This window comes from Streptomyces sp. NPDC005925 (genome assembly GCF_040638805.1).
Classification (GTDB): Bacteria; Actinomycetota; Actinomycetes; order Streptomycetales; family Streptomycetaceae; genus Streptomyces.
This window is the reverse complement of record NZ_JBEXVL010000002.1, coordinates 25804-37723: the sequence shown is the minus strand read 5'-3', so window position 1 is coordinate 37723 and position 11920 is coordinate 25804. Positions and strand designations below refer to the sequence as shown.

The window sequence follows — 11920 nt, the reverse complement described above, 5'->3', positions numbered from 1 at the left end:
ATCCTAGGGGCCGGGCAGGTCGCGAGAGGCGGATTCGTCGAACTAGCCAGGGCCGAACGTGGGGGGAATCGCCGCCTCACCCACGCGTGCGCCCGGAACCCGACCGCGCGGCCACGTCATCGTGCGCAGACGCCACGGGGCCCTCTTCCAACCGAAGAGGGCCAACATGGCCGGAGGGAGTCGGACCTGGACAAAAGGTCCCGGCCACTCCGCCTCCGAGCGGATATCAGTGCGTATGACCGCTCGGCGCCGACGCGCCGTTCTTGACGGTCAGCGGCAGCAGTTTCTTGCCCGTAGGTCCGATCTGAATGGCGGTGTCCATCTGCGGACACACCCCGCAGTCGAAGCACGGGGTCCAGCGGCAGTCCTCGACCTCGGTCTCGTCCAGGGCGTCCTGCCAGTCCTCCCAGAGCCAGTCCTTGTCGAGGCCCGAGTCGAGGTGGTCCCAGGGCAGGACCTCCTCGTAGCCGCGCTCGCGCGTGGTGTACCAGTCGACGTCCACGCCGTACGGGGGGAGCGCCTTCGACGCGCAGTTCATCCAGCGGTCGTAGGAGAAGTGCTCGCGCCAGCCGTCGAAGCGGCCGCCGTCCTCGTAGACCGCGCGGATGACCGCGCCGATGCGGCGGTCGCCCCTCGACAGGAGGCCCTCCACGATGCCGGGCTTGCCGTCGTGGTAGCGGAAGCCGATGGAGCGGCCGTACTTCTTGTCGCCGCGGATCTTGTCGCGGAGCTTGGCGAGGCGCTCGTCCGTCTCCTGTGCGCTCAGCTGCGGGGCCCACTGGAAGGGGGTGTGGGGCTTGGGGACGAAGCCGCCGATCGACACCGTGCAGCGGATGTCGTTGGAGCCGGAGACCTCGCGGCCCTTGGCGATGACCCGCGTCGCCACGTCGGCGATCTGCAGGACGTCGTCGTCGGTCTCCGTGGGCAGGCCGCACATGAAGTACAGCTTCACCTGGCGCCAGCCGTTGCCGTACGCCGTGGCGACGGTGCGGATCAGGTCGTCTTCCGAGACCATCTTGTTGATGATCTTGCGGATGCGTTCCGAGCCGCCCTCGGGGGCGAAGGTCAGACCCGACCTGCGGCCGTTCCTCGTCAGTTCGTTCGCCAGGTCGATGTTGAAGGCGTCCACACGGGTCGACGGGAGGGACAGGCCGATCTTGTCCGCCTCGTAGCGGTCCGCGAGGCCCCCGGCGATGTCGCCGATCTCCGAGTGGTCCGCGGAGGACAGCGACAGCAGGCCGACCTCCTCGAAGCCGGTCGCCTTCAGACCCTTCTCGACCATGTCGCCGATGCCGGTGATCGAGCGCTCCCGGACCGGGCGGGTGATCATGCCGGCCTGGCAGAACCGGCAGCCGCGCGTGCAGCCGCGGAAGATCTCCACCGACATGCGCTCGTGGACCGTCTCGGCCAGCGGGACGAGCGGCTGCTTGGGGTAGGGCCACTCGTCCAGGTCCATCACCGTGTGCTTCGACACCCGCCACGGCACCCCGGAGCGGTTGGGGACCACGCGGGCGATACGGCCGTCGGGGAGGTACTCGACGTCGTAGAAGCGCGGGACGTACACGCCGCCGGTCTTCGCCAGGCGGAAGAGGAGTTCCTCGCGGCCCCCGGGCCGGCCCTCGGCCTTCCAGGCCCGGACGATCGCCGTGATCTCCAGCACCGCCTGCTCACCGTCGCCGATCACGGCGCAGTCGATGAAGTCGGCGATGGGCTCGGGGTTGAACGCGGCGTGCCCGCCGGCCAGGACGACCGGGTCGTCGATGCCGCGGTCCCTGGCCTCCAGCGGGATGCCCGCGAGGTCCAGGGCGGCCAGCATGTTCGTGTAGCCGAGCTCCGTGGAGAAGGACAGGCCGAACACGTCGAAGGCCTTCACCGGGCGGTGACCGTCCACCGTGAACTGCGGGACCCGGTGCTCCCGCATCAGCTCCTCGAGGTCCGGCCAGACGCTGTAGGTGCGCTCGGCGAGGACGCCCTTCTGCTCGTTCAGTACCTCGTAGAGGATCATGACGCCCTGGTTGGGCAGGCCGACCTCGTAGGCGTCGGGGTACATGAGAGCCCAGCGGACGTCGCAGGAGTCCCAGTCCTTGACCGTGGAGTTGAGCTCTCCGCCGACGTACTGGATCGGCTTCTGCACATGCGGGAGCAGAGCTTCGAGCTGCGCAAACACAGACGACACAGACTCGGCGGCTTCGGCAGGCATCTCACGGAACCTTTGTGTGCTGACGGCTGACAGGGTTGACCATCCAGACTAACCCGCCCGGGGAGGTCCCCCGTACGCGTCACCGGCCGGTCCGGGCTCTCAGATCGCCATGGACGCGGTGGTCCCGCGCCAGGCCTCCGGCAGTGCCGCCTCCGCCAGCTCCGCCCGGCGTTCTTCACGGCCGTGCAGGACGCCGTACGTGAACGCGCTCTCGCCCGCTTCGTGGGCCTGGCGGGCCAGGTCACGCAGGGCGGCGCGGGTCATGACGCTGTCCTGGTGGTCGCCGAGGAGTTCCTGCAGGGACTTCACGGAGCGGACCAGGTCGGCGGCGGGTGCGCCGAGCAGTGGCTGGGCCGCCTCCGCCGCGTAGCGGGTCCGCTTGGTCCTCTTCCGGGCCTCGTGCAGGGCGACGTCGCGGTCGTCGCCGGGCGGCAGGGCGAGGGCGCGTTCCACGCGGGCGGCGAGCGCGCCGAAGTCCTTGCGCACCGCTTTGGCGATCACCTTGCGGGGCTTTCCGGTGGCCGCCCTGCGCAGCGGCGGCGAGGCGATCAGGGCGTCGATCGCGTCGAGGAGGTCCAGGTAGCGCCTGCCGTCGAGTACGGCGACGAGGAGGCGTCGTGAGCCGGTGCCGCGCGCCCGCGACCAGGTGTGCAGGCGGGTGGGGACCGGGCCGGTGACGAGGGCGCGGGGCAGGTCGTCCAGGGCGGCGGTCAGGCGGTCGGTGAGGACTTCCTGGTCGCGGTCGGCGCCGAGTTCGGCGGCGAGCCACGCGAGTTCCGCGCCGATCGGGTCGGTGACGGCCCGGTCGAGGACCTTGCGGTAGGAACGGAAGGCGCTGCGCAGCCGGCGGGTGGCGACGCGCATGCGGTGCACGGAGTCGGGCAGGGCGCGCCGGACGGCGGGGTCGAGTGTGACCAGGGCGTCCCGCTGGGCGCGGACGTAGGCGAGGACGTGGTCGCCCGCGGTGACGGGCGGGGCGGCGGGGCGTTCCGGGTGGCCCGTCCCCGTTTCCGGGTGGCCCGTCCCCGTCTCGGCCAGGGCCCTGGCCAGCTTGGACGCGGACGCCGAGGGCCGGAGGCCGGCCTTGCGGAGGCGTTTGTCGACCTTGTCGAGGAACGCGGGGTCGCCGCCGTCGGCGAGCTCCACCTCGATCTCGGTCCACCGGGCGGCCCGGGCGTCGCCGGTGAGCCGTTCGGCGTGCACCTCGTCGACGCCGACCTCGGCCAGCAGGCGGCCGTCGGCGTCGAGGAGATGGCGTACGTCGCGCTCCGAGCGCAGCCGGACCAGGGGCAGCAGGGTGGTGTCGCGGACGCGGGAGCGGAGGAGTCCGGCGAGGTCGCGGGGCACGGTGTCGGAGAGCGGGGCCCGCACTTCGTCGCGGACGCCGGGGGCGACGGGGAACTTCAGGTGCCAGCCGGCGTCGGAGCCGCCGGTGCGGCGGCGCAGGGTGATGGCGTCGGCGGCGAGGCGCTGGTCGGCGGTGTCGTAGTAGGTGGCGTCGAGGTGCGAGACGCCCTCGTCGGCGACGGCCGCGACCCCCTTGACCCGGGTGAGGTCGGGCAGGCCGCTCTCGTCGGACTCGTACTTCCGCTCGATCTCGCGCTTGGTGTCCGCCATGCATCGAATCTAGTCGCGGGGGCGGAAGGGCGGCAGGGGGGCGCCCGGAGCCGGGTGCGCCACCTGCCCACTCCCCCCTTTTTTGCGCGTCCGCGCCGGCCCCGTGTCGCCGGAGGTCAGGCCGACATCGGCCGCTGCACCCGGATCGACTGCAGCAGCCCCACCGCCATCCACACCGCGAACATCGAGGAACCGCCGTACGACACGAACGGCAGCGGCAGGCCGGTGACCGGCATGATGCCGAGGGTCATGCCGATGTTCTCGAAGGTCTGGAAGGCGAACCAGGCGACGATTCCCGCGGCGACGACCGTGCCGTACAGGTCGCTGGTCTCGCGGGCGATGCGGCAGGCCCGCCACAGGACGAAGCCGAGCAGCAGGATGATGAGCCCGCCGCCGACGAAGCCCAGTTCCTCGCCGGCCACCGTGAACACGAAGTCCGTCTGCTGCTCGGGCACGAACTGGCCGGTGGTCTGGGAACCCTTGAAGAGGCCGGAGCCGGTGAGTCCGCCGGAGCCGATGGCGATGCGGGCCTGGTTGGTGTTGTAGCCGACGCCCGCCGGGTCGAGGTCGGGGTTGGCGAACGCGGCGAACCGGTTGATCTGGTAGTCGTCGAGGATGCCGAGCTGCCAGACGGCGAGCGCGCCGATCGTGCCGGCGCCGATCAGGCCGAACACCCAGCGGTTGGAGGCGCCGGAGGCCAGCAGCACGCCGAGCACGATGATGACCATCACCATGACCGAGCCGAGGTCGGGCATGAGCATCACGACGAGCATCGGCACGGCGGCCAGGGCGAGTGCCTGGAGCACGGTGCGGTGGTCGGGGGTCTGCCGGTCTCCCGCGTCGACCCGGGCCGCGAGCAGCATCGCCATGCCGAGAATGATCGTGAGTTTCACGAACTCCGACGGCTGGAGCGAGAAGCCTCCGCCGAGGACGATCCAGGAGTGCGCGCCGTTGACGGTCGAGCCGAGCGGCGTGAGCACCATCAGGATCAGGAAGACGGAGGCGCCGTACAGCATGGGCACGGCCGTGCGCAGGGTGCGGTGGCCGAGCCAGACGATGCCGACCATGATGCCGATGCCGATACCGGTGTTCATGACGTGCCGGACGAGGAAGTAGTACGGGTCGCCCTGGTTGATGTCGGTGCGGTTGCGGGTCGCGGAGTAGACGAGGATCGTGCCGATCGCGGACAGCGTGACGGCGGCGAGGAGCAGCGGCCAGTCGAGGCGCCGTGCCGCGGAGTCACGGGCGAACAGGCGGGCCCAGCCGGCGCGCCGGGGGCCGTAGCCGGATACCTGGAAGCTGTTGGCGCCGGTCATGCGCGGGTCCTCCGGCTTCGCTTCGGACCGCGCCTGCGCGGGCGCCTGCGGGTGTCCTGGTTGTCGCCGGTGGGCGGCGGGACGGTCCCGGCGGGCTGCTGCTGTCCGTCGGGCGCGGTGGTGGCGGGCTCGACGGCCTTCTTCTTCGCCGCGGGCTTCGCGGGGTCGGCGGGGATCTTCGGGGAGGCGATGGTGCCGTCCGTCCTGACCTTCGGCAGGCTCTTCTGCGGGGTGGGCAGGAGGGCCTTCTTCGGGTCGATGTCGCCCTTCTCGGAGACGCCGTACAGCGCGTTGTAGATGTTGCGGACGGCGGGGCCCGAGGCGCCGGAGCCCGTACCACCCTGGGAGATGGTCATGACGACGGTGTAGTCACTGGTGTACGTGGCGAACCACGAGGTCGTCTGCTTGCCGTAGACCTCGGCGGTACCCGTCTTGGCGTGCATCGGGATCTTGTCCTGGGGCCAGCCGCCGAAGCGCCAGGCGGCCGTGCCGCGGGTGGCGACGCCGGCGAGGGCGCCGTCGACCTTGGTGAGGGTCTGCTTCGTCATGGGCAGCCTGGGGCCGGGCCGGGGCGCGATCTCGGTGACCGTGCGGCCGTCGGCGCTGATGACGGCCTTGCCGACGCTGGGTTCGTAGAGAGTGCCGCCGTTGGAGATGGCGCCGTAGATGCGGGCCATCTGGAGGGGCGTGACGAGGGTGTCGCCCTGGCCGATGGAGTAGTTGACGGAGTCACCGGCGCGCATGCGGTTGCCTTCGAGGCAGTTCTCGTAGGCGATCTTCTCGGCGTAGCTGCCGTTCTTCTTGCCGGTCCTGCACCAGGCGTCCTTGTTGGCCTTCCAGTAGTCCTGCTTCCACTGGCGGTCGGGGACGCGGCCGGTGACCTCGTTGGGCAGGTCGATGCCGGTCTCCTTGCCGAGGCCGAACTGGTGGGCGGTCTTGTAGAACCAGTCGTGGGGGTGCTTCTTCGGCTTGGTGCCGCCGTCGCGCTTCCACTCCGCGTGGGACAGGGCGTAGAAGACGGTGTCGCAGGAGACCTCCAGGGCGCGGCCGAGGCTGATCGGGCCGTGGTTCTGGGACTCGAAGTTCTTGAAGACCTGGCCGCCGATGGAGTACGAGCTGGAGCAGTTGTAGGGGCCGTTGAAGGAGTAGCCGGCGTTGATGGCGGCGGCCGTCGGGATCACCTTGAAGATGGAGCCGGGTGCCGACTGGCCCTGGATGGCGCGGTTCAGCAGCGGATAGTTGGACTTCTTGCCGGTGAGGCGCGTGTAGTCCTTGGCGGAGATGCCGCCGACCCAGGCGTTCGGGTCGTACGTCGGGTTGGACGCCATGGCGACGATGCGGCCGGTCCTGGCCTCCATCACGACGACGGCGCCGGAGTCGGCCTTGTAGTTGCTGTTGGTGTTGTGGTCGTGCACCTTGCGGGCGGCCTTCATCGCCTCGTTCAGCTGGTACTCGGCGACGCGCTGCACGCGGGCGTCGAGGCTGGTGACGAGGCTGGAGCCGGCCTGCGCCGGGTCGTCCTCGGCCTTGCCGAGGACGCGGCCGAGGTTGTCGACCTCGTAGCGGGTGACGCCGGCCTTGCCGCGGAGTTCCTTGTCGTACTGCCTCTCGAGGCCGGACCGGCCGACCTGGTCGGAGCGCAGGTAGGGCGAGGTGGTGTTCCGGGCCCGCTGGATCTCCTCGTCGGTGACGGGCGAGAGGTAGCCGAGGACCTGGGCGGTGTTGGACTTGCCGGGGGCCGGGTAGCGGCGCACGGCCTGCGGCTCGGCGGAGATGCCGGGGAAGTCCTCGGCGCGTTCGCGGATCTGCAGGGCCTGCTTGGGGGTGGCCTCGTCGGTGATGGGGATGGGCTGGTAGGGCGAGCCGTTCCAGCAGGGCTGCGGCGTCTTCGCGTCGCACAGCCGGACCTTTTCCCGTACTTCCTCGGGGGTCATGTCCAGGACGGCGGCCAGCTTGGTGAGGACGGCCTCACCGTCGTCCTTCATCTTCAGCAGGTCCGTGCGGGAGGCGGAGACGACGAGCCGGGTCTCGTTGTCGGCGAGCGGTACGCCCCGGGCGTCCAGGATCGAGCCGCGCACTGCGGGCTGGACGACCTGCTGGACGTGGTTGCCGGAGGCTTCCTTGGCGTAGGCGGCGCCCTCGCGGATCTGGAGGTACCACAGCCGGCCGCCGAGGGTGCCGAGCAGGGAGAGGACGAGGATCTGGATGACGACGAGCCGGATCTGGACGCGTGGGGTCCGGCCGGTCTCGGGGATGTTGCTCAACTGGGCTGCCTCCCCCTCTCAGTGCGAGTCGCGGAGACGCGAATCGTGGACGTTCGAGTCGTGGACGTGCGGGCCGCCAAGACGCGGGCCGTGGACGTACGGGTCGCCACGACGCGAGTCATGGACGTACGGGTCGCGGAAGCGCGAGTCGTGGACGGTCGTGGACGGCGCTGTGGTCACAGCCGCTTGACCCCCTTGATGCGTCCGGCACGGGCCACCTTGGAGCGGGTCGCCCGCACCTTCAGGGCGCCGGCGAGGCCGCCGCCGCGCTGGCCGCCGATGCGCAGCCCGGTGCCCGAGGAGAGCCAGCCGTTGGAGAGGTCGCCGCTCTTGGCGGCGGAGCCGGTCTCGGCGAACGGGTCGTTCTCGGCGCGACGGGCGAGCGCCATGATGCCGGGGACGACGAACGGGGCGAGCAGCAGGTCGTACAGGGCGGCCGTGAACAGCAGGCTGCCGAGGCCGACGTGGCGGGCGGCGGTGTCGCCGACGAGGGCGCCGACGGAGGCGTACAGCAGGGTGGCGCCGACGGCCGAGGCGACGACGACGGCCATGGGGCCGGTCGCGGACCTGAGGCGGCCGTGGTCGGGTTTGACGAGGCCCGCGAGGTAGCCGATGACGCAGAGCACGAGGGCGTAGCGGCCGGCGGCGTGGTCGGCGGGCGGGGCGAGGTCGGCGAGCAGTCCGGCGCCGAAGCCGACGAGGGCGCCGCCGGTGTGTCCGTAGACCAGGGCGAGGCCGAGGACGGTGAGCAGCATCAGGTCGGGGACGGCGCCGGGCAGGTGCAGGCGGGCGAGGACGCTCACCTGGATCACCAGGGCGACGACGACCAGGGCCGAGGAGAGCAGGATCCGGTTGACGCGCATGGGACAGCTCCTACTGCTCTTGCGGGACTTGGCCGTCGGCGGGCGCCTGGGCGGACGGGGTGACCGTCACCGTCACGGTGGGCGTCGGGGTCGGCTTGGGCTTGGGCGGCAGGACGGTGTCGCGGGGGTCCTTCTCGGGGGCCTGGACGACGACGCCGACGATGTCGAGCTTGCTGAATCCGACGAACGGCGTGACGTACAGGGTGCGGGTCAGGTCGCCGCCGGAGGGGTCGACGCGGGAGACGACGCCCACCGGCACGCCGGGTACGAAGGGCCGGTCGGCCTGGGAGCCGAAGGTGACGAGCCGGTCGCCCTTCTTCACTTCGGCCTTGCCGTTGAGGAGTTCGACGCGCAGCGGGCGGTCGCCCTGCCCGGCGGCGAAGCCGAGTTCGTCGCCGTCCTCCATGCGGGTGCCGACGGTGAAGTCGGGGTCGGTGGCGAGGAGCACGGTGGCGGTGCCGGGGCCGACGGTCGTGACGCGGCCGACCAGGCCGTCGCCGTTGAGGACGGTCATGTCCCGCTTGACGCCGTCGTTCGCGCCGACGTCGATGGTGATGGTCCAGGAGAAGCCCTGGGCCGCTCCTATCGCGATGACCTGGGCGCCCTTGATGCCGTACTGGCCCCGGCCCGCCGTCTTCAGGATGCCGTCGAGCTGCTTGAGGCGGCTGCGGTTGCGGTCGTCGCTGCCGAGCCTGGCCTTGAGGGCGGCGTTCTCCTTCTCCAGCGCGGCGAGGCGGTCGTGGCGCTCGCCGGAGTCGCGGATGGCGGAGACCGCGTTGCCGACCGGGTCGACCGCGGCCGACACGCCGTTCTCGATCGGTCCGAAGACGGTGGCCGCGGTCTGCCGGGCACCGTCGGCCGGTGAGTCCTCCCCGCCGCGGATGTCCACCGTGATCAGTGCGAACGCGATGGTGACCAGCAGCACCAGGAGCAGCCGGCTCTCTCGTGTGTCCCTCACGTGCGGCGGCCGTGCCTTCCTGTCGGAATGTGCGGAGTACGGAATGTGGAGTGCGAAGTGCGTGGTGTACGCAGTGCGTGTCGTGCGGAGTGCATGGCGTGCGGAGTGCGTCGTACGAAGTGCGTGGAGTGCATGGAGTGCGGAATGTACGGAATGCGGGATGTGCGGGGTACGGAAGGTGCGGGCGTGCTCCGGCCGGCCCCTGCCGGGGAGCCTATGCCTCTATATCAACGATCCGCCGCACGAGAAGAGAACGTCCCGTACGGCGGAATCGACGCGTCGTGTCATCTGCGGGGCTGGGAGTCCAGCACCTGCTGCAGCGCCTCGAACTCCTCGACGCACTTGCCCGATCCGAGTGCCACGCTGTCCAGCGGGTCCTCGGCGATGTGGATCGGCATGCCGGTCTCCCGGCGCAGCCGCTCGTCGAGACCGCGCAGCAGCGCTCCGCCGCCGGTCAGAACGATTCCTCGGTCCATGACGTCGCCGGACAGCTCCGGCGGGCACTTGTCCAGGGTCGTCTTGACGGCGTCGACGATGGCGTTGAGCGGCTCCTCCATGGCCTTGCGGACCTCGGCCTGGGAGACGACGACGGTCTTCGGCAGCCCGGAGACGAGGTCACGGCCGCGGATCTCGGTGTGCTCGTCGGAGTCGAGTTCGTACGCCGAACCGATCGTGATCTTGATCTGTTCGGCCGTCCGCTCGCCCAGCAGGAGGGAGTACTCCTTCTTGATGTGCTGGATGATCGCGTTGTCCAGCTCGTCGCCCGCGACCCGGATGGACTGGGCGGTGACGATGCCGCCGAGGGAGATGACCGCGACCTCCGTCGTGCCGCCGCCGATGTCCACCACCATGTTGCCCGTGGCCTCGTGGACCGGCAGGCCGGAGCCGATGGCCGCGGCCATGGGCTCCTCGATGATGTGCACCTGGCGGGCCCCGGCCTGGGTCGACGCCTCGATGACGGCGCGGCGCTCCACGCCGGTGATGCCGGACGGCACGCAGACGACGACCCGCGGGCGAGCCAGGTACCGCCGCTTGTGGATCTTCAGGATGAAGTAGCGGAGCATCCGCTCGGTGATCTCGAAGTCGGCGATCACGCCGTCCTTCAGCGGACGCACGGCGACGATGTTGCCGGGCGTGCGCCCGATCATCTTCTTCGCCTCGGCGCCGACCGCGAGGATGCCACCGGTGTTGGTGTTGATCGCGACCACGGACGGCTCGTTGAGTACGATCCCGCGACCCCTGACGTACACCAGCGTGTTGGCGGTCCCGAGGTCGACAGCCATGTCACGGCCGATGAACGACATTGAGTTCCCCATCAGGATTCGTCTGGCCTTCCCGCGAGCTCGTGAGGGCTTTTCAGGACGGCGAAGTGGGTGCGGTGACGTGAAGGCTTCTATCGTAGACGCGCCTTCACGAACACTGCGCGAGGGTCTTCGCCATTGTCAGCAGATGACCTGCCGTCTCGCGTGTGGAGACGGGCCATCGGGGGCACTCGTTCCCCCGATCGGCACGCATATGCCCGAAGACGGCCCGCTTTCGCGGCCGCCCCTGGTCGGGAGGGGCATTCCACTGACCTGGCGTCAGACAATCGGGTGTCGCGTTTTACCAGAAGTGTTCGGGCTCGACCCGGAATCGGGCACGCTCGTGAATCGGGCGCGTCCGGGGATTCCGGCACGCCCCGGACGTCAGGTGTCCGGGAATCAGGCGCGGCCGGGGAAGAAGATCTTCACCTCGCGCTCGGCGGACTCCTCGGAGTCGGAGGCGTGGATCAGGTTCTCCCGGACGATGACGCCGAAGTCGCCGCGGATGGAGCCGGGGGCCGCGGCGACCGGGTCGGTGGGGCCGGCCAGGGCACGGACGCCCTCGACGACCCGCTCGCCCTCGACGATCATCGCGACGACCGGGCCGGACGACATGAAGTCGACCAGCGGCTCGTAGAACGGCTTGCCCCGGTGCTCGCCGTAGTGCTGCTCCAGCGTGTCCTGGTCCAGGGTGCGCAGTTCCAGCGCCGTGATCCGCCAGCCGTCCTTGCGCTCGATACGGCTGATGATCTCGCCGGTCAGACCACGACGTACGGCGTCGGGCTTGAGGAGGACGAGGGTGCGCTGGCTCACGGGCGGGCTCCTTCGGGTCGAGGGGGGAGAGCAGAGGTGTGGATCAGGGGTGGGGATCAAGAGTGATGCGGGGTGATGAGGTTACCGGGCGGATCCGACCGGTGTTACACAGCGTCAGCCTGTGCGAAGCCATTCGCCTGCGCGGCGGCGTCCTTCTCCCGCCCGGAGGCGCCCTCCTCGGCGGAGCCGTTCTCCCGGGCGGAGCCGTTCTCCTGCGCGGACGCGTTCCCCTGCGCCGGGCCGCCCTCCGCCTCCTCCTGCGCCGCGAAGCGGGCCTTCGCCTCGTCGACCTTCCGTCCGTAGCGCACCGACGCCCACCACAGGCCGGCGAACACCACGCCGAGGAAGTACATGAGCGGCACGGCGAGGCCGGACACGATCAGCGCGATCTGCAGCGCCCAGCCGAGGGCGACGCCGCCCGGCCGGGTCACCACGGCGCACAGCACGAGGCTGAAGAACATCGCGATGCCGCAGACCGTCCACACGGTCGACATGGCCAGGTCGGGTTCCTTCATGGCGACCAGACCGGCAAAACCGATGACCAGAAACTCGCTGATCAGCGTGGTCGAGCACAGCGTACGCACGGGA

The 11920-nt window shown here is 70.4% G+C and carries 9 protein-coding genes and 1 pseudogene; all 10 read right to left on the bottom strand.

All coding sequences use genetic code 11. The features are described 5' to 3' along the window. Positions 1-226: 226 nt before the first annotated feature. On the bottom strand, positions 227-2200 hold the full coding sequence (locus ABZ354_RS02970) for a TIGR03960 family B12-binding radical SAM protein (protein WP_358652308.1): 1974 nt from the start codon (positions 2198-2200) through the stop codon (positions 227-229). A gap of 99 nt (positions 2201-2299) precedes the next feature. Further along, positions 2300-3817 (bottom strand): CYTH and CHAD domain-containing protein, encoded by a 1518-nt coding sequence (locus ABZ354_RS02965; RefSeq protein WP_358652306.1) that lies wholly within the window; start codon positions 3815-3817, stop codon positions 2300-2302. A gap of 116 nt (positions 3818-3933) precedes the next feature. Beyond that, positions 3934-5133 (bottom strand): rod shape-determining protein RodA, encoded by a 1200-nt coding sequence (gene rodA / locus ABZ354_RS02960; protein ID WP_358652304.1) that lies wholly within the window; start codon positions 5131-5133, stop codon positions 3934-3936. After that, positions 5130-7397: a penicillin-binding protein 2 gene (gene mrdA / locus ABZ354_RS02955; protein ID WP_358652302.1), complete on the bottom strand. Its 2268-nt coding sequence runs from the start codon at positions 7395-7397 to the stop codon at positions 5130-5132. The genes rodA and mrdA overlap by 4 nt, the downstream gene beginning before the upstream one ends. A gap of 18 nt (positions 7398-7415) precedes the next feature. After that, positions 7416-7577: a hypothetical protein gene (locus ABZ354_RS02950; protein WP_358652300.1), complete on the bottom strand. Its 162-nt coding sequence runs from the start codon at positions 7575-7577 to the stop codon at positions 7416-7418. Continuing rightward, the gene (gene mreD / locus ABZ354_RS02945; protein WP_358652298.1) at positions 7574-8260 is read right to left on the bottom strand and encodes a rod shape-determining protein MreD; all 687 of its coding nucleotides are present in this window, start codon (positions 8258-8260) and stop codon (positions 7574-7576) included. The genes ABZ354_RS02950 and mreD overlap by 4 nt, the downstream gene beginning before the upstream one ends. A gap of 10 nt (positions 8261-8270) precedes the next feature. Next, positions 8271-9218, bottom strand: a complete 948-nt coding sequence (gene mreC / locus ABZ354_RS02940; RefSeq protein ID WP_358652296.1) for a rod shape-determining protein MreC — start codon at positions 9216-9218, stop codon at positions 8271-8273. A gap of 284 nt (positions 9219-9502) precedes the next feature. Continuing rightward, positions 9503-10522 (bottom strand): rod shape-determining protein, encoded by a 1020-nt coding sequence (locus tag ABZ354_RS02935; protein ID WP_358652294.1) that lies wholly within the window; start codon positions 10520-10522, stop codon positions 9503-9505. A gap of 396 nt (positions 10523-10918) precedes the next feature. After that, positions 10919-11332: a nucleoside-diphosphate kinase gene (gene ndk / locus ABZ354_RS02930; RefSeq protein WP_358652292.1), complete on the bottom strand. Its 414-nt coding sequence runs from the start codon at positions 11330-11332 to the stop codon at positions 10919-10921. 248 nt (positions 11333-11580) lie between these two features. Beyond that, positions 11581-11916, bottom strand: a pseudogene (locus tag ABZ354_RS02925) (DUF4233 domain-containing protein); the annotation flags it as partial. Between the last annotated feature and the right edge of the window lie 4 nt (positions 11917-11920).

Bases quoted from the DNA above. Each gene is read 5' to 3' on its own strand.
- ABZ354_RS02970 (WP_358652308.1), bottom strand. From the start codon at position 2,200: ATGCCTGCCGAAGCCGCCGAGTCTGTGTCGTCTGTGTTTGCGCAGCTC.
- ABZ354_RS02965 (WP_358652306.1), bottom strand. From the start codon at position 3,817: ATGGCGGACACCAAGCGCGAGATCGAGCGGAAGTACGAGTCCGACGAG.
- rodA (WP_358652304.1), bottom strand. From the start codon at position 5,133: ATGACCGGCGCCAACAGCTTCCAGGTATCCGGCTACGGCCCCCGGCGC.
- mreD (WP_358652298.1), bottom strand. From the start codon at position 8,260: ATGCGCGTCAACCGGATCCTGCTCTCCTCGGCCCTGGTCGTCGTCGCC.
- ABZ354_RS02935 (WP_358652294.1), bottom strand. From the start codon at position 10,522: ATGTCGTTCATCGGCCGTGACATGGCTGTCGACCTCGGGACCGCCAAC.